This is a genomic window from Pseudomonas fluorescens (assembly GCF_902497875.1).
In the GTDB taxonomy this organism is placed as follows: Bacteria; Pseudomonadota; Gammaproteobacteria; order Pseudomonadales; family Pseudomonadaceae; genus Aquipseudomonas; species Aquipseudomonas fluorescens_BR.
In genome coordinates this window covers 103,200-121,146 of the sequence record NZ_CABVHY010000008.1, presented here as the reverse complement: position 1 = coordinate 121,146, position 17,947 = coordinate 103,200, and the positions used below count along the sequence as shown (strand labels likewise).

The 17,947-nt window shown below is 58.1% G+C and carries 16 protein-coding genes; 6 read left to right on the top strand and 10 right to left on the bottom strand.

Features of this window, described 5'->3' with window-relative positions; translation table 11 throughout:
- The first annotated feature begins 115 nt into the window (after window positions 1-115).
- Window positions 116-1,342: a hypothetical protein gene (locus F8N85_RS10055; protein WP_150803468.1), complete on the top strand. Its 1,227-nt coding sequence runs from the start codon at window positions 116-118 to the stop codon at window positions 1,340-1,342.
- Window positions 1,343-1,659: 317 nt separating this feature from the next.
- On the opposite strand, the gene F8N85_RS10050 is transcribed toward F8N85_RS10055, so the two are convergent.
- Window positions 1,660-1,929, bottom strand: coding sequence for a hypothetical protein (locus tag F8N85_RS10050; RefSeq protein ID WP_150803467.1), 270 nt, complete (start codon window positions 1,927-1,929; stop codon window positions 1,660-1,662).
- A gap of 355 nt (window positions 1,930-2,284) precedes the next feature.
- Here F8N85_RS10050 and F8N85_RS10045 point away from each other — a divergent pair, with 355 nt between their 5' ends.
- Window positions 2,285-3,610, top strand: coding sequence for a sigma-54 dependent transcriptional regulator (locus F8N85_RS10045; protein WP_150803466.1), 1,326 nt, complete (start codon window positions 2,285-2,287; stop codon window positions 3,608-3,610).
- A 126-nt stretch (window positions 3,611-3,736) separates the two neighbouring features.
- On the opposite strand, the gene F8N85_RS10040 is transcribed toward F8N85_RS10045, so the two are convergent.
- The 9 genes from F8N85_RS10040 to F8N85_RS10000 form a co-directional block, all read right to left on the bottom strand.
- A complete protein-coding gene (locus F8N85_RS10040) occupies window positions 3,737-5,017 on the bottom strand; it encodes a transporter (RefSeq protein WP_150803465.1) in 1,281 nt (426 codons plus the stop codon).
- A gap of 56 nt (window positions 5,018-5,073) precedes the next feature.
- Window positions 5,074-5,814 carry a hypothetical protein gene (locus F8N85_RS10035; RefSeq protein ID WP_150803464.1) on the bottom strand — a complete coding sequence of 247 codons (741 nt, stop codon included), beginning with the start codon at window positions 5,812-5,814 and terminating at the stop codon, window positions 5,074-5,076.
- A gap of 33 nt (window positions 5,815-5,847) precedes the next feature.
- Window positions 5,848-6,528: a C39 family peptidase gene (locus F8N85_RS10030; protein WP_150803463.1), complete on the bottom strand. Its 681-nt coding sequence runs from the start codon at window positions 6,526-6,528 to the stop codon at window positions 5,848-5,850.
- Window positions 6,529-6,590: 62 nt separating this feature from the next.
- Complete coding sequence (locus F8N85_RS10025; RefSeq protein WP_150803462.1) at window positions 6,591-8,153, bottom strand: heme utilization protein; 1,563 nt, start codon at window positions 8,151-8,153, stop codon at window positions 6,591-6,593.
- A 52-nt stretch (window positions 8,154-8,205) separates the two neighbouring features.
- Window positions 8,206-8,778, bottom strand: coding sequence for an adhesin (locus F8N85_RS10020; protein WP_150803461.1), 573 nt, complete (start codon window positions 8,776-8,778; stop codon window positions 8,206-8,208).
- Window position 8,779: 1 nt separating this feature from the next.
- Window positions 8,780-9,220 (bottom strand): hypothetical protein, encoded by a 441-nt coding sequence (locus tag F8N85_RS10015; protein WP_150803460.1) that lies wholly within the window; start codon window positions 9,218-9,220, stop codon window positions 8,780-8,782.
- Window positions 9,221-9,551: 331 nt separating this feature from the next.
- A complete protein-coding gene (locus F8N85_RS10010; protein ID WP_150803459.1) occupies window positions 9,552-10,076 on the bottom strand; it encodes an AAA family ATPase in 525 nt (174 codons plus the stop codon).
- Window positions 10,073-10,636: a nicotinamide riboside transporter PnuC gene (gene pnuC / locus F8N85_RS10005; RefSeq protein ID WP_150803458.1), complete on the bottom strand. Its 564-nt coding sequence runs from the start codon at window positions 10,634-10,636 to the stop codon at window positions 10,073-10,075. Before pnuC ends, F8N85_RS10010 begins: the two co-directional genes overlap by 4 nt.
- Window positions 10,637-10,863: 227 nt before the next feature.
- Window positions 10,864-11,778: a LysR family transcriptional regulator gene (locus tag F8N85_RS10000; RefSeq protein ID WP_150803457.1), complete on the bottom strand. Its 915-nt coding sequence runs from the start codon at window positions 11,776-11,778 to the stop codon at window positions 10,864-10,866.
- Between the two features lie 154 nt (window positions 11,779-11,932).
- Between F8N85_RS10000 and speB the strand changes: the two genes are divergently transcribed.
- The 4 genes from speB to betA all read left to right on the top strand — a co-directional run bounded on the left by speB (window position 11,933) and on the right by betA (window position 17,927).
- The gene (speB, locus tag F8N85_RS09995) at window positions 11,933-12,910 is read left to right on the top strand and encodes an agmatinase (protein ID WP_150803456.1); all 978 of its coding nucleotides are present in this window, start codon (window positions 11,933-11,935) and stop codon (window positions 12,908-12,910) included.
- 97 nt (window positions 12,911-13,007) lie between these two features.
- Entirely contained in the window at window positions 13,008-14,516 is a 1,509-nt protein-coding gene (locus tag F8N85_RS09990; protein WP_150803455.1) for an aldehyde dehydrogenase family protein, read from the top strand.
- A 151-nt stretch (window positions 14,517-14,667) separates the two neighbouring features.
- Window positions 14,668-16,236 (top strand): purine-cytosine permease family protein, encoded by a 1,569-nt coding sequence (locus F8N85_RS09985; protein ID WP_150803454.1) that lies wholly within the window; start codon window positions 14,668-14,670, stop codon window positions 16,234-16,236.
- 2 nt (window positions 16,237-16,238) lie between these two features.
- On the top strand, window positions 16,239-17,927 hold the full coding sequence (betA, locus tag F8N85_RS09980) for a choline dehydrogenase (RefSeq protein WP_150803453.1): 1,689 nt from the start codon (window positions 16,239-16,241) through the stop codon (window positions 17,925-17,927).
- Window positions 17,928-17,947 lie beyond the last annotated feature (20 nt).

Sequence of the window (17,947 nt, the reverse complement as noted above, 5' to 3'; positions counted from 1 at the left end):
GGCTGTCCTGCTTGAATAGCCTCGGTAAGTCATGAGTTGTGATGATGGACTTATCACGCGACACAGGGCGTACCCACTAGAAGTGTTCAAAACTATAGGGACAGGTGGAAGCATCATGGAAACTCAAACAACCGACGTAAACCCGCTTGATGCAGGTCAACTCGACCCGCGCTTTAACGGTGGACAAATCAGACCCAACTATCGGAGTGGCTCGGTCAGGGCCACTGTGTTGTCAGCTGAAGGTGCCTTGACCTACGCCGCTTGGCAGGGAAAAGGTTTCACTTTATACCGTACCGATCCTGATGGTATCCCGGACCCAGGGTTTGGTGGTGGTAGTGGGAACACCGGTGAGTGGCAGTTTGTCGACGGCGAAGATGCAAGGCCGACGCGTTTGCTGGTGCAACAGGATGGTAAGGTCCTGGTGATCGGCGATAGTCGACAAGTAACCGGTCTCAGGCCGGCAGCACTGACACGCTTTAATGCCAATGGCAGTCCGGACCTGGTGTTCGGCAGGGTGGTTATTCCTGTACCACACCGTGATTACGCAGAAGTGACTTGGATCGACGGTTGTCTGCAGAGCGATGGGAAAATTCTCGTGGCGTTCGGCTATTTCGGTCCTGCCGTCGCCAGCTCGGTGCTGGTTCGCCTGCTAAGTAATGGCGAACTCGATAGCAGTTTTGCCGGTACTGGTTTTGTCGAGGTCGAAAGTGGGGAAAACCCTATCTTGCTTCGTAGCGTTGTGATTCAAAACGGGAAAATCGTTGTAGGTGGTAACACCACATCCGATCAGCTCGTTCTTGCGCGTTATGACATGGAGGGGGGGATCGATTCCACATTTGGTAACAGTGGTTTTGTTTTTTTCGCTGTGACGGACGGCTCCTCACTCAAAAATGAGCAACTCATCGTGCAGGATGATCACAAGCTGGTGTGCGCTGGCAGGAGAGTGGAAGGCGGTATCAGAGCAACGGGCATGGTGATGAGGTTCACCGCAGACGGTCGCCCCGATGAGCAGTGGAATGGCGGGCTTCCTGTATTCACCGAGGCTGGTCCTAATTTACGCTGGACTTCCTTGGCCCAGCAACCGGATGACAAGATCGTGATGGTCGGTTACACCTACAGAGCGCCAATTGATCCGATCGCTGGAGATATCATTGCTGGCAGGCTATTGCCCAATGGCGTTCATGACACCAGCTTCGGCGAGGCCGGGTGGGTTCGTGTCGGTTCCTCGGGAGGATTGTCCTGGGATGTGAAGGTTCAGAGCGCTGCTCGTATTATCGTTGGCGGTGATGCTTTAATCGACAATGGGGGGCGCGGTCCGGTGGTTTACGGGCTCCAGGCCTGAGCCCATTGCGTAGGGTCGCAAGACCCTTCGCTTCTGCCTGACGGCTGACACCTGACGCAGGAGCGGCCGATTTTTTCGGTTCTCTGCCCAATTACCGGGACAGAGCGGAAGGATCTTGCAGCCCAGAAAAGCCAATGGTGGCACCTTCCGCAAGGTAGAGACGCAAGCACCGGCTGATTGGGGATTTTTTCAGGCGGTTGGAGCACTCAGCGTAAGTGCGGTATAGGCACTATTGCAGTAAGGCTACAGTAAGGCCCCTCGGACGTACCCATTAAAAGCGATTGGCGGATCACACCAGGTGATCCGCCACTTGCACTTTATTGCGGCATTGCCCAGGACTGCAGTTCATAACCTTTCTTGTTCAATTCGGCGCGAGCTCGTTTCAGCACATTTTCCAGTTTCGCCGGATCGGTATAGGCACTGCTGGGAATCTGCTGGTGACCGAGAATGGGCGTGCAGGTCCGGTCGATGACCGTCAGGCTGAGCTCGCCGTTACCGTCTTGTGGGGCCCAGGCGACGCATTGGAAAGGCTCGAAGGCGTGGCCGGCAATCAAAAGTGCTTCGTTGAAACGGAGCGGGGCGTTCATGGTCGTTATCTCTCGAAAAGCCCAAACAAATGATATGCCGTCCGTGGGCTTGCTACCGTCCGGCTGGTTACTTGTATTGATGACACGCCGGTCACACAGGTCACATGCAATAATAGGATTTTTCAACTTTCTTTCGTTTGCTGCTCTAAAACAAGCATTTCGAAAGCTGAATGAAAGGTTTTAAGTCGTTAGGCAACTAACCAAGCCAGTTCTTATAACAAATACAGGACCATTAGGTATTAGTCCTATAATCAAACGGTACAAGGGAGTGTCAAGTTCTTGCTAGTGTTACATCCAGGTCTGCCAAATGACTGTTTCTAATAACATTTCTTAAATTTGGCGCCAAGGAACAGTCATGATCGAAGCGCCTGCCTTACGAAGACTGCTAGTGGTCGATCCCTGTGACGATTGTCACCGCTTACTGCCCGGTTTACGCACGGTCGGATGGGATGTCGACAGCTGTACCCTGGAGGCCGCCGCCGACCATCCTTGCGATGTCGGCCTGCTGCGCCTGCAGCCATTCCACCTTGAACGACCGGAGGCAGTCAAGGAGTTGATCAGCCACAGCGGCACGGAGTGGATCGCCGTGCTTAGCCAGGACGTTCTGCGATTACAGAATGTCGGCGATTTTGTCTGCGAATGGTTTTTTGATTTTCATACTTTGCCATTCGATGTATCCCGGGTCCAGGTGACCCTGGGACGGGCATTCGGCATGGCGCGGTTGCGCGGGCAAGGCACGATTCACGTCGACCAGCCGGAGCATGAGTTGCTCGGCGACAGTCGGCCGGTTCGCGAGCTGCGCAAGCTCTTGAGCAAACTGGCGCCTACCGAGTCGCCGGTGTTGATTCGTGGCGAGAGCGGCACCGGCAAGGAGTTGGTCGCAAGAACCTTGCACCGGCAATCGCAACGCCGCAGCAAGCCGTTCGTGGCGATCAACTGCGGTGCAATCCCCGAACACCTGATTCAGTCCGAACTCTTCGGCCATGAAAAGGGCGCGTTCACGGGCGCTCACCAACGCAAGATCGGTCGTATCGAAGCGGCACACGGTGGCACGCTGTTCCTCGATGAAATCGGCGACCTGCCGTTGGAATTGCAAGCCAATCTGCTGCGGTTTCTCCAGGAAAAGCACATCGAACGGGTCGGCGGCAGCCAGCTGATTCCAGTCGATGTACGGGTGTTGGCGGCGACCCACGTCGATCTTGAAGCCGCCATCGAGAAAAAGCGTTTCCGCGAAGATTTGTATTATCGGTTGAACGTTTTACAAGTCGTCACTGTGCCGCTGCGTGAGCGTCATGGTGACCTGTCGATGTTGGCCAACCACTTTTCCCATTTCTACAGCCAGGAAACCGGTCGGCGTCCGCGCAGTTTCAGTGAGGACGCGCTGGTGGCCATGGGCAAACATGATTGGCCGGGCAATGTGCGTGAACTGGCCAATCGGGTTCGCCGTGGGCTGGTACTGGCCGAAGGGCGGCAGATTGAGGCGCGGGACCTGGGGTTGCTCAGCCAGCAGGCCATTGCCGCGCCCATGGGCACGCTGGAAGACTACAAGCACCGGGCAGAGCGCCAGGCCTTGTGCGATGTACTTAACCGCCACAGCGATAATTTGAGCATCGCCGCCAAGGTGCTGGGGATATCCAGGCCTACCTTCTACCGTTTGTTGCACAAGCATCAGATACGTTAGACGCAAGATCAAAAAATCCAAAGATCAAAAGTCGCAGCCTTCGGCAGCTCCTACAGGGTGATCGTATTCCAATGTAGGAGCTGCCGAAGGCTGCGATCTTTTGATCTACAACTTTGTTGTTGTGGGTCAGAAGTAGTACGGGAACTTCAGGCTGAAGGAAAAGTCTGGCGCATCGTCGGTGATGCCGATGGCCAGGTTGGGAACGATCGTGAGGTTATCGGTTGCTGCCAGGGTCATGCCGATGTTGAAGTTGGCCGAGTTGTAATCGCTATTGGAAATCGATTGCCAATCGCCACCGTCCGGCTTGATCTTGCTCTTGCGGGCGAACTGATCGGTGAACGAAAACGACATACTCATCTTTTCGTTCAAGGCGAATGCAATGCCGGCGCCGACCTGCCAGGAATCGCCCAGTTTCACGTCCCCGGGCACCTTGGAGTTGATCTGAGGGCTGATGTCGCTGAAAGAGTCTTCCATGTTGTAGGTGTAGGCCAGGCTGCCGAACAGCACGGCCGGGTCGAAGGTCTTGACCAGCGAGATACCCGGGGTGATCGACCAGACACCATTGCCGGTAGGCAAGTCCTCGGGTACCGAGAGGTTATCGTTGCTCGGGTCATTGACCAGCTTGATGCCGTAAGGGTCATCACCGGTCGGCGCCTTGACGCGCAGAGTAAAGACCGCGTCGGGCAGGTTGGCCGACTCATCCAGAAACTTGTAAGCAACGCCAACGTTTACATCGCCAATGGTCGGGTCGCGGGTAACGGTTGCGTCCGAGGTCACCGGGCCTGCGCCACCGGCGCCACCGGAGGAATACGTTGATTCGCGATAAATCACGGGGACGTTAATGTCGAACTGCCAGCGTTGTCCCGTGTTGTAGCGGGCGGTCAGGTCCAGGGTCCAGTTATCCGACTTGATACGGTCGAGGTTGATGTTTCCGAGGAAAATCGAGTCCAGTGCCAGGAAGCCGTTGAGTACCAATGCACGGGTATCGTAGTGCGTGTAGGTCAGGCCGGTTTCGACGCTGAATTTGCCGCCACCGAAGAATCCGCTGGCTTCGTCATACAGGTTGGAAACGCTTTGCGCAGGCTCCGAATCATCCTTGAGCGATTGGCCGTATGAACTGCCGGTGGTTCCCGGCGCACCGGCGGCCACCGCCTGCCCACCCCCGGGCGTTTCGGCGGGGGATTTGGTCAGGCGTTTGGGAGCAGGTGTCGCCGGTGATTCTTCAACTTGGCGAACGCGTTGTTCGAGTACCATCAGCGCGTTCTGTTGTGCTTCGTAACGCTGTTTCAACTCCATGAGTTCTTGTTTTAGTATTTCGACCTGGGGGTCCGGTGCTGCGTATAGCAGGGGGGCCGGGGCCAGGCTACTCAAACAAACGATAGCTCTGAACGTTAACGATCGGTGCATGGGTTAGCCGTCCCTTCTGACTACATCTGACTACATCTGATGAGACTGAGCGTAGATCAGAATCCGAGAGTGCGAAGACCTTTGAGCTGGTCCAGGTTGCCGTTCAGCGACCCGGCTGTCGGCACGTTGTCACGCAGCACGACATTGAAGGACGTGAGGTTGCGGACCTGGTTGCTACTGCCGAGCAAAGTCGTGTTCTGCATCAGCCCACCCTGGCCCAGGCGTTGTACGGTACTGCCCTGGTTGTTGTTGGCCACGATGTTGAGTTGCACACCAGTACCGGTCGAGGAAACGCTGAGCGAGCCCGCGCCATTGGCGCCAACCAACGTCTCGCCTGCGGCCAATGCCTGGCCCCGTTGTTGCGTTGCTGGCGCCTGGCTAGCCTTTGTGACGTTGATATCAACGTTGTTGTAGGCAGTGTTACGGTCGCCGGCAGCACGCACGACTTGAGTGACGCCTTCGGTGCTGTTGAGGCCGCTGCCGCCAGTAACGGTACCGGTGCCTTGCGAAGGTGCTGAGCCATTACCTTTTTCGTCGATCATCGACACATAGAACTGTGGCTTGATGGTCGATTGTTGAATTTGCATCGAGGAAGTTGCCCCGATCACTTCACCGTTGGAATTTTGCCAAGCGCTGGTCATGACAATGCCGAAACTGATGATCCGTCCCGGCATGACATAGCGGCCTCGCAGGGTCGCCAATTCCTGATCCTTCAGTTCAATGGGTTTGAATGTCTGTGCCTGGGTCGGCAGGCTGGCGGCCAGGCAAACCACGGCCAGCCAGATTGGAGTCTTCATTGGATGCTCCCGGAGCGTCGTGCTCCATTGTCATTAGAAGAAGTCGCTTTGGATGAATCCGAAATCCATCAACTCTGCGTCTTGCACCGGGGCGAAGGTGTTGATGCGGTTCTTGGCGGTCAGTGGCATGGGTGGGTCGAGCAACGCATTGGTTTTGTCGTAGCCCTGGCCGATGACGGCAAAGATGATGCCGTTCCAGCCTTTGACAAAGTCGTCGACTTTGTAACGTTTATGACCGAGTACCGGATCTCCGATATATACCCAGCCCTTATGGACTCTTTGCATGACCACAAAATGTTTGTAGCCACGGATATCCAGGAGTACCACCACCGGAATCTTGATCTCGCTCAAGGTCTCTGTCGCTACCCGGTAGCCACGGGCCCGCATGCCGATACTTTCCACGTAGCGCTTCATGTCGAGCATGGAGAAGCCCTGGACGCGGACAAGATCTTGATCGGAGTGTGACAGCATGCCTTCGATAATTTGTTCTTCGTTCACGTCCAGCCAATAGGCCTGGCGCAATATGGTCGCCAGCGCAGCTGCGCCGCAACTGAAGTCGGTTTTCTGTTGGACCAGGTCGGCAAACTTGCGCTCACGCACGCTTTGGATCGGCTTGAACACCACCGCCCCGCCTGGCAAGACGGAAAGTGGTATTTGTGCAGCCTCGATCACACTGGCCACGCAAAGCAAAAATGCCAAGGCGATAATGCGCATAGTGGGACGCCTTCTGGTTGTGTTGAAAAAGGCCCCCATAAGGGGGCCTCCACAGACAGCAATTAGAACGATTGGTTGGAGATAGCCAGCGAGTTGCTTTGTTGGTTGCCCACACCAGCAGCTACGTTGACGCCCAGGTTGCCGCTGCCGCCGTTCACCGAACCGCTCAGGGTTGCAGTGTTGGTCACAGGGTTTGCCCAGCCAGTTGGAGTCAGCACTTGATAAGAGTAGGTGTTGCTCAAATCATATGAGCTGCTTTCACTGAAGCTTTTCGCTTTGTCGTACGCAGATTCGGACGACTTGCTGCCCGATTTATCGTACGAGGACGCGGTCGATTTCTCGAACGATTTATCGAACGCTTTTTCGAACGACGAATCGCGCGATTTGTCGTACGAGGATTCATGCGATTTGTCGTACGAGGAGTCACGCGAACGGTCGAACGAGGAGTCGCGTGAACGGTCGAACGAGGAGTCGCGCGAACGGTCGAACGAGGAATCGCGCGACCTGTCGTACGATCTGTCTACCGATGCGTCAAGCGTTGCGTCAATCGAAGCGGTAAGCGATGCGTCCGAAGACCTGCTGCGAGTGCGATCACCATTGCCGTTATTGAAGGTAACGGAACTGGAAGCCGCCGCAGCAGCGTCCAACGTAGCGTCCAAGGAAGCACTCAACGTAGTGTTCGAAGAACCGCTTGCAGTACTGCTGTTGGAACCGCTCGCAGCGCTGCTATTGGAACCGCTCGCAGCACTGCTGTTGGAACCGCTCGCATTGCTGCTGTTGGAACCGCTCGCAGAGCTGCTGTTGGAACCGCTCGCATTGCTGGCGGAAGAACCGCTTATATCAACGCTAAGGGAACTGCTGGCATCAGAGCTCCTGGAACCGGCCGCAGCCCAGCTAGAAGAATCGCTTTGACTGCCGCTGGCCTCGAACGACTTGTCGAAAGATTTACTACCGCTGGCGGTTTTGGTAACCGTAATCGTATCGACGCGGTAGGTCCGGTCAGCGGTGTTGTTTACTATCAGGCCAGGACCGTCTTGATTGGCGGAGGCGGTGGCTCTTGCGCTACCGAGTGGAGCATTGGTATTGGCAATTGCCATGGTGTTTTTCTGTTGGTTCAGATCGCCACCAGCAATGTTGACACCCACATTACCGCTGCTGCCGTCGGCGGATCCACTCATCACGGCAGAGTTGGTTACGCCGAAGTTGTCGACGCGGTTACGGTTGCTGGTTTGCCTGACGTCAGCGGTGGCAGTGGCAATGCCGAACACAAAGCTGTTATCGATCGCGGCGTTGTCGGAGGCTGCGTTGGCGATGGCGGCGGCGTTGTCTTGCTGGTTGCCGGAACCTGCCGCCACGTTGACGCCGACGTTGCCGCTCGCGCCTGCGGCCGAACTACTCATCTCGGCTTCGTTTTGTACCCCTTCATTCCAGATGCGGTTGTTGGTACTGCTCTGTCTGTCGTGAGCATTGGCAGTCGCGCTGATAGGGACCATTTTTGCAGGAGGGGTGTAGTTGCCGCCGTTGTTATGGTTACCACGCCGTTCGTTTTGCCCAGCTTGTACAGCAACAGCCATGACCGCAGCAATTGCGAAAACCAGAGGCTTTAGTGCCATCGAAGGTTTCATGGTGATTCTCCGTACTTATTTTAGGTTAAGTGTTGTTCCTACCTTTTTTGGGTCAATCCGTGACCCGTACGCTCAGGGTATTGGCCGTTCGGTTTCCCACCCCGGCGCTCTGATTCAACTGGATCACCCCACGGCTACCGGTGAAGGCCTGATCGCTGGTAGCGACCTGGCGATAGCCTGGTGCAGAGTCAGTTGGATCGGAGTTGTAGAGCAGCGTCACGTTCTGTTGCCTGAGGACGCTGTCGTCGATACTTTGCGGCTGTGTACTGATGCTGATCCGCAGCGCATTAGCTTGCTGGTTGCTGGCGCCCGCGCTCTGGTTGACGCCCAACACGCCATTGCCATGGCTGAAGGAGTCGCCTTGAATGCTGGAGTGGGCATCCATCCTGGGGTCGACAATGGTGCGCAACCGTTGGCGAATCTCTGTGGTCGCGCTGGCGCCATGGCCAATGGCGATGGCCCGGGCGTTCGCCTGTTGCTGCAGGTCGCCGGCCGCCTGGTTGACCCCGAGGTTGCCCTGGTACTGCGCGCCCGAATCGTCGATGTTGGCGTTATTGATGACGGGGGATTGGGCAAAGGTCGATGCACTGCAAAACATGGCGATCATCAGCAGCGTACGATTCATCTTAACGGTCTCCCGTTACGATTTTCAGAGCACCCAGGCCTTGCTGGATGTTTGAATTGACCATGTTGGCAATACCGTTGCCCGCATTTCCCGAGCGCCCGGCGGGGAGGTTGGAAAGCTGGGTCGGGTTGGAGATATTGCCGCCCAGGTTGTTGGTGTTTTGAGTCACCAGGCGGTTGATGCCTGCACCACTGGCGACGCTGGCAAAGTCGCCGTCGCTCAACTCGTTCGTTTGTCTGAGGATTTGTTTGGACGGGTTGGCATTGACGGTCGTGGGGTTTGGGTCGGGAATCAACGGTGGAATCGTTGCGTTGCGCGGTTGGACATCACGTTTGATAAGAATGATGCCGTTGTCAGCCTGCACAGGCTGGGAAACACTTGAGCCCAGTGCGCATCCGATCAGCAGGAGGCTATAGAAGATGCGTTTATCAAATTTCCCCACGGCGGCAATTCCTTCTGTAAATGGAACGCTGGCCCTTATCAGCGTTGCGAGGAAGAGAGCAGAAGGTGTGCCGGTTTTTGTTTTTCTATTAAAAACAGCTGGTTGGCTTTAATTGTCGAGGTAGTCAAAAAAATTGTGTAACGCCACTGAGACAGAGCCACGCAAAAGCGCCGTCCATGCTGGCGGCAATGCTCGCTACGGGCTCTGAAAGCAGGTTGTATCAGTGGCTTAACATTTTCTTGCTGGAGTGCGCGGGCCGCTTTAGTTCACGGGTTTGCGCAGGGATGGGTGTTTCAGGAATGGACATGTGCGGCAGGGCGGGATACCCCTGTCAGGCCTTGAGCAAGCGCGTCACAGCCTCGAATGCCGCGTCCTTGCGCTGTTCCCAATCACCTTGCAGTACCTGGCAAGGCTGGCGGTGCAGGTCAAGCCATTGGCGGCTGGCCTGGAAAAACGCCTGGCGTTCTGTCAGTTGCGGTTGGCAACGCTGCCCGTCGTCATGCCAGGCCACGGTTTCAGGGCTCAGCAGCAAATGCAGGTCATAGTGCCGTGCCAGCAATGCTTGCTCGATCCACGTCGGGCAAGCGCCAAACAACGTGCGACTCCAAAGGATATTGCTCAAGAGGTGCGTATCGAGAATCAACAGTGCCGGTTGTTTGGCGCGCGCTTCATCCTCCCAAGTCAGCTGGCCATGTGCTATGGATGTAATGTCATCGTAGCGGGTTTCGCGGGCTTCGCTTTCGATAAAATGCCGAACGTACTCATTGACCAATATGCCGCCAAAATTGGCGTGAATCTCGCTCGAAAGCCAGCTTTTACCGCTGGATTCCGGGCCGCTCAAGACCAGGACTTTCATCGTTGCAACACCGGATCGGCACGCCATTCACGCCAGCCCTGTATAGCCAGCAGGGTAAACAGGCCGTAGAGCGTGGCGGTCAGGTACATGCCTTTATAGATGAACAGCCCGACGAAAATCACATCGAGCGCAATCCACAGGGGCCAGCATTGCACGCGCTTTTGTGCCATCCACAGTTGCGCTACCAGGCTGAACCCGGTCAGTGCGGCATCCAGCCAGGGTTGTGCGGCATCCGTCCAGTGGGCCATGGCAGCTCCCAACAGCAGGCTGCCAACGGCGCCGACGGCAAGGCCGAGCAGCATCGGTTGAGTGTCCAGTTGACTGACTTGCCGCCCATGATGAGCATCGCCCGCGCGAGTCCATTGCCACCAGCCATAGAGCTGTAAAGCGGCATAGATCACTTGCAGGAGCATGTCCGAATAGAGCTTTACCTCAAAGAAGATCCAGCTGTAGAGCGATACCATGACCAGACCGATCGGCCAGCACCAGGGGTTTTGTTTGACTGTCAGCCAGACGGCGATGACGCCGAGGGTAGCGGCAAACAGTTCAAGCCCGGACATAGGGGTTCCTTGGGGGAAGTCGAAGAGGGTACGAATTGTAACCGTGTACGGCCCGTAGGAGCTGCCGCAGGCTGCGATCTTTTGATCTTGCTGGTGGCAATTTCCGAAATCGCCAAAAGATCGCAGCCTGCGGCAGCTCCTACGCCGACCGGGTACTGGCATGAAGGTACAGGCGCACCCAAAGCCGCAGGAGTGCTCCGCTTGATCCCGGCCGAACGCACATCGATTCAACCATGTGCTTCATTGCGTGCAGTGGCCGCGAGGTCTTCCAGGAATACCCGCAGAATTGGCGGCGGGGCAATGCCCCGACGAGTGATCACATCGAATGGCGACATCAGGTGCAGACTTAGCGGCGCCAACTGCTGCATGTCGCCGGTCTTGACCCATTGCGCGGCGAAATGCACCGGCAGAAATCCCAGATAGGCACCTGAGATGATCAGAATGGCCAGTGCCTCGATGTTATCCACGGTGGCCGCGGCTTTGCTGACTCCAAGATTTTCCAGGTCGTATTGCTGCATGAAACCCCGAGCGACGATGCGACTCTCGCTGATCTCCTCGAGCAGCTCCTTACCCTCGGCTTTGCAGCCAAACAGCGGATGGCGCCGACCGCAGAAAAAACCGAGGGCTTCCTGGTAGAGCGCCAGGTATTCCAGGCCGGGTACATGGCTTGGAAAGTGTCCGATAGCCAGATGCAGGCGGCCGTCGAGTACCCGTTCCTCGAGTTCCGCAGGGGTGCCGACATACACATTGAGGTGCACATCATGCCCTCGGGACACAAAGCGTTGAGTGGTTTTTGGCAGTGGCGAGTCGGGGTCGGTGATGGTCGAATCGATGATGCCCAGGTTGAGTTGACCGGTGATGTGCTGCTTGAGCACATCGGTATCCAGGCAGAAATTGTCCACGGCCGCCAACAGGCGTTGGGCCGACTCGTAAACCGCCACGCCTTGTTCGGTCAGGCGAAAGCCGCTGCGCCCACGCTGGCAGAGCTTCACGCCGAGCCGGGTTTCCAGCTGGCTCATCTGTTCGCTGATGGTCGACTGGCCGACATTCAAGGCCGCCTGGGCGGCGGAAAAGCCGCCACATTTGACGATGGCGGCAAACACCCTGAGCAACTTCAAGTCCACGTCGTGCAACTGATTCAAGCCAAACCTCCTGCCTGCCGATGCATCGCCGATGCCGATGTGAGTATCGGATAGTTAGCATTTTTTCTCTGAAATCCGGCGTTCATAGTCACTCCAACGGCGGTGACTTACCAGCTCCGCCCTCGCCGAACAACAAGAACGGAGATGCATCGACATGTCTAAGCACGGTTATGAATCCGGCCGCTTGAACCTTCCATTCGTAGGCCACTGCACCTTTGCCAAGTCACCGATCTGCACCGATTGGGAGGCACTGGATGCCGACGTGGCCATTCTTGGCGCGCCCAATGACATGGGGACTCAATGGCGTTCCGGCGCACGCTTTGGCCCGCGCGGGATTCGTGAAGCATCGACCTTGTTCTCGTTCGGCCATGCCGGCGCCTACGACCATGAAGATGATGTGCTCTACCTGACCCGCGATGACGTACGCATGGTGGATGTCGGCGATGCCGATATCGTTCATACCGACATGCAGACCAGTAACGACAACATCGAGTTTGCCGTGCGCAAGATTCTCCAGGCCGGCGCCATGCCGGTGGTGCTCGGGGGTGACCACTCGGTCCACGCTCCGGTTATCAAGGCATTCGAGGGCCAGGGGCCGATTCATATCGTGCACTTCGACGCTCACCTGGATTTCGTCGATGAACGCCATGGGGTGCGCTATGGGCATGGCAACCCGCTGCGACGCGCATCGGAAATGGACCATATCGTCGGCATGACCCAGATGGGCATCCGCAACGTCTCGTCGTCCAACCGCGATGACTATGAAGCCGCGCATGCCGCCGGTTCGAAGATTCTGTCGGTGCGTGATGTCCGTCGGCTTGGCACCGAGGGCGTACTGGAGCTGATTCCACGAGGCGTCAACTACTACATCACCATCGACATCGACGGCTTCGACCCGTCCATCGCGCCGGGCACGGGTACGCCCAGCCATGGTGGCTTCCTCTATTACGAGGTGCTGGAAATCATCCAGGCCCTGGCCAAGCGCAGTAAAGGCAACATCATCGGCATGGATCTGGTGGAGGTTGCGCCCGTCTATGACCCGGCCGGGGTCACTTCGATTCTGGCCGCGCAACTGTTGCTCAACAGCATCGGTTTCATCTATCACGAACGGGCCAAGGCGCGGGCCATGTGACTGACGGAACACCCCCGGGCTCGTGCGGCCAGGGGCCGATCATTGAACCACTTCAGTGGCCCGGCGTGAACGCAAACGCCGGCCAGAGAGAATAATAATGGACACGATCGTCAAGCAATACCTGCAGAAGTTCGGCGTATCCGAAGCCACCCAGACCTTCCTCGGCAAGGTCCAGAAGATGTTCATCGGCGGTGCCTGGGTCGCGGCCAGTGACGGCCAGACCTCGGATGTCATCGAACCGTCGACCGAAGGCGTGCTCACCCGCATTCCGATGGGCACCACCGACGATCTGGATCGCGCCGTGCAAGCCGCCCGCGCCCAGTTTGACGGCGGTGCCTGGCGCCAGGCCAAACCGCAGGAGCGCGAGCGGATGATGCAGCGGCTGGCTGACCTGATCGAAAGCCATGCCGTGGAACTGGCCGAAATCGAATCGATCGACATGGGCAAGTCCGCCGCCCAGGCGCGGGATGTGGATATCCAGGGCACGGTCGACACCCTGCGTTACTTCGCCGGCTGGGCGACCAAGCTGCACGGGCGCACCGTCGAGCCGTCCTTGCCGGGCAACTACCTGGCCTATACCCGCAAGGAACCGGTGGGGGTGGTCGGCGCCATCGTGCCGTGGAATTTCCCGCTGCAAACCATGGCCTGGAAGCTCGGTGCCGCACTGGCCACCGGTTGTACCGTAGTGGTCAAACCCGCCGAGCTGACGTCGCTGTCGGCCTTGCGTTTCGCCGAGCTGGTGCAGGAAGCGGGCATCCCGGACGGGGTGATCAATATCGTCACCGGGCGTGGCAGCGTGGTCGGCGCTGCGATGGCCACCCACAGCGGCATCGACAAGCTGACCTTCACCGGGTCGACCCCGGTCGGCCGGACTGTCGGGCGGGCGGCGGTGGATGAAATGAAGCGACTAACCCTTGAACTCGGAGGAAAATCTCCGGTAATCGTACTTGCCGATGCGGATGTGCCGGCCGCTGCCCAAGCGATCGCCAACGGGGTGTTCTTCAACTCCGGTCAGGTCTGCGACGCCGGCACCCGTGCCTATATCCATCGGAGCATTTACGACGAATTCCTGCGTGAGCTGATCGACTACACCCGGACGTTGAAGATGGCACCGGGACTGGACCCCGACTGTTTCATCAGCCCGTTGGTGTCGGCGTTGCAGAAGCAGCGGGTGACGGACTACATCGCCCTCGGCAAAAGCGAAGGTGCGGAACTGGTCTACGGCGGCCAGCCGGTCGACGGTCCCGGCTTTTTCGTCGAACCGACCATTTTCGCCCATTGCTGCAATGACATGCGGATCGTCCAGGAGGAGATTTTTGGTCCGGTATTGGTCACTGCGCCCTTCGATAATGTGGAGGAGGCCCTGGAGCTGGCCAACGACTCACCTTATGGATTGGCCGCCGCGCTGTATTCCAATGACTTGGGGCGCGTGCACAGCCTGATCCCACGGCTGCGGGCCGGCACGGTGTACGTCAATGCCCATGGCACCATCGATCCGTCGATGCCGTTCGGTGGTTATAAACAGTCCGGGTTCGGCAAGGACCTGGGGGCTGAGCAACTCGATTATTTGCTGGAGACCAAGGCGGTCTGGATAACCCTGCCCTGATCATCGGTTGACGCTGGGTCCCGCCTGACGCATGACGCGCCACTAAGGCGGGACCGGCAAGGACGCGGCTCGCTACCAAATATCGGGGCGCCGTTCACCCGAAAGATTGCAGTTATCTCGTCATGATTTTCACTAATAATGAGAGTACGTCATGCACACCCATCCTGATGCCGTCATCACCGCAACGCCTCGCGACGACAAGTTGGTCGTCGAAGGGCATTCGATAGATTTCATTCCCGAAAGCGAACGCACCGTCAAACTGTCGAGCCAGGGGCCGTTCTGGTTCCTTGGCAACTTTACCTTCTTTACCATGACCATCGGCTTCGTCGGCCCGAGTGTCGGCTTGAGCGCCATGTGGACCACCCTGGGCGGCACGCTGGGCATCATGTTCGGCACGCTGTTCATGGCGTTCCATGGCTCGCAGGGCCCACACCTGGGGCTGCCACAGATGATCCAGTCGCGGGCACAGTTCGGATATCGCGGGGTGATCCTGGTGTTGCTGGCGACGCTGTTTGTCTTCGCCGGCTTCAACATCGTCAACCTGGTGTTGATGATGCAGGGGCTACAGACGTTGTTCGGGTTCAATCCGGTGGCGGTCGCGGTGGCCGTGACGGTGCCGGCGACGGTATTGGCGATTCTCGGTCACGACTGGATGCACCGCAGCTTCAAGTGGGCGTTGTGGTTGTCGCTGCCACTCTACGGTCTGGTAACGCTGGCGGTGCTGATGCACTGGGTGCCCGATGCGCCGGTGCCGATACTCGCGGCCGGCGAGGTCGCTGCAGAGCCTTTAGGCTTCAACTGGACCGGCTTCATCGCGCAGTTTGCCGCGGCGGCAAGCTACAACATCGCCTATGCGCCCTATGTTTCCGACTATTCGCGCTACCTGCCGAAGAACACCCCGAGCGGCAGACTGATCGCGGTGGTGTTTCTCGGTGCGTCACTGTCCGGGGCCTGGATGATCTCGTTGGGCGGCTGGCTGGCCGATCACCTGAATTCGACCGACGTCCTGGTGGCGTTGGGGCAGGTGGGCAACGCCTGGTCGCCGCTGATGGGCACCGTGGTGGTGGTCGTGACCATTCTGGCGTTCCTGCCTGTCATCGCGATGAACATCTACAGCGCGAAACTCACCACGCTGACCTGCGTCGACTCGATCAGGCACATTAAACCCACGCGCAAGGCGCGGATTATCGCGATCGGTTTTGTCATCCTCCTGCAACTGGGCGTGGCGCTGAGCATCCAGGGTTCCGGCAAAGGCCTGTCAGTGCTGGGGATCTACCTGGTGATCATGCTGTATTTCCTGGTGCCCTGGACCTCGGTCAACCTCACCGACTACTTCTTCGTGCGCAAGGGGCGCTACGCCATCCCGCACTTCTTCATGCCCCACGACAACATCTACGGCAGTTGGGGCCTGCGGGGCATCGCTTCCTATGCGATCGGCTTCGTCGCGATGATCCCGTTCTTCTACATCTACGACGGGGTAGAGCAGCGCGAGGTCTACGTCGGCCCGCTCGCCAGGGCCCTGGGCAGTATCGACATTGCCTGGCTGGTCGGGCTGCTCGTCTCGGGACTGGCGTACTACTGGCTCAGCCGCTCCCTTGACCTCAAACGCGAAGAAACAGTGATCCAGGATATCGAGAAGACCTGCCCGCATTACACCACCGGCGACAAGAAAGCTTCGCGTCCGGCACCGCTGCTCAGCGAAAAGACTTTCGGGAGATGACCATGAACACCCAATCATTCGACTACATCATCATCGGCGCCGGATCCGCCGGGTGCGTGCTGGCCAATCGGCTGACGGAAGATCCCGACACCCGCGTGCTGGTCCTGGAATACGGTGGCAGCGATCGCAGCGTGGTGATCCAGATGCCCAGTGCCTTTTCGATCCCGATGAACACCAGCAAGTACAACTGGCGCTATGAGACCGAGCCGGAGCCTTACCTCAACGGCCGTCGAATCCACTGCCCGCGAGGCAAGGTGCTCGGTGGATCTTCGTCAATCAACGGGCTGGTGTACATCCGCGGGCATGCCCTGGACTTTGACGAGTGGGAGTCCCTTGGCGCGGTAGGGTGGGGCTACCGTAATTGCCTGCCGTATTTCAAACGCGCGGAAAGTTGCGAGGCCGGCGGTGACGAATACCGGGGCGGCTCCGGACCCTTGCACACGAGCAACGGCAACCACATGAAAAACCCGCTGTACGGGGCCTGGGTCGATGCCGGAGCGGAGGCCGGCTACATCAAGACTGACGACTGCAATGGCTTTATGCAGGAAGGCTTCGGTGCCATGCACATGACGGTGAAAAACGGCGTGCGCTGTTCCACCGCCAACGCCTATCTGCGTCCGGCCATGAAGCGGCCGAACCTGACCGTGGTGACCAAGGCCATGACCCGGCAGATCATCCTCGACGGCAAGCGCGCGGTGGGAATCACCTACGATTGTGAAGGCCAGACCCATACCGTCCATTGCAATAAAGAAGTCTTGATCTGCGCAGGTCCCATTGGCGCCCCGCACTTGCTGCAACGCTCGGGTATCGGGCCGTCCGAGGTGCTGAAGAAAGCCGGAGTGGAAGTCAGGCATCACCTCCCGGGTGTCGGGGAGAACCTGCAGGACCATGCAGAAATCTACATCCAGTTCGGTTGCAAGGAACCGGTGACGCTCAACAGCAAAATGGACCCGTTGAGCAAACTGCTGATCGGTCTGCGCTGGTTGCTGCGCAAGGACGGCCTCGGTGCGACCAATCACTTCGAGGCGGGTGGCTTCATTCGCTCCGAACAGGGGCTGCGCTGGCCTGACATCCAGTTTCACTTTCTGCCCGCCGCCATGCGCTACGACGGCAATAAACCGATCAAGGGGCACGGCTTCATGGTGCTGACCGGGCCGAACAAACCCAAGAGCCGGGGCCACGTGCGGATTCGCTCGGCGGATCCTTACGACCATCCGCAAATACTCTTCAACTACCTGCAACGGGAAGAGGATCGCGAGGGGTTCCGCCGTTGCGTACGCCTGACCCGGGAAATCATCGGTCAACCGGCGATGGATCGCTTCCGCGACGCAGAGATTGCGCCCGGGCCGCTGGTGAATACCGACGAAGAGATAGATGCCTTCGTGCGGGACAATCTGGAGAGCACCTACCATCCCTGTGGCTCTTGCCGCATGGGCGAGGACGACATGGCGGTGGTTGATTCGCAATTGCGCGTGCGCGGGATCGACGGCTTGCGGGTGATCGACTCCTCGGTATTTCCCAGCGAACCGAACGGCAATCTCAACGCCCCGACCATCATGCTCGCCGAGCGTGCGGCCGACCTGGTGCGCGGCCGCACGATGCTGCCGGCATCCGATGCGCTGGTCGGTCTGGCTCAGGCATGGGAAACCCGTCAGCGCACCTCGGCGCCGGTGCGCAAGGTTCGTTGCTGATGGGGAGGGTGTAGGCCAGC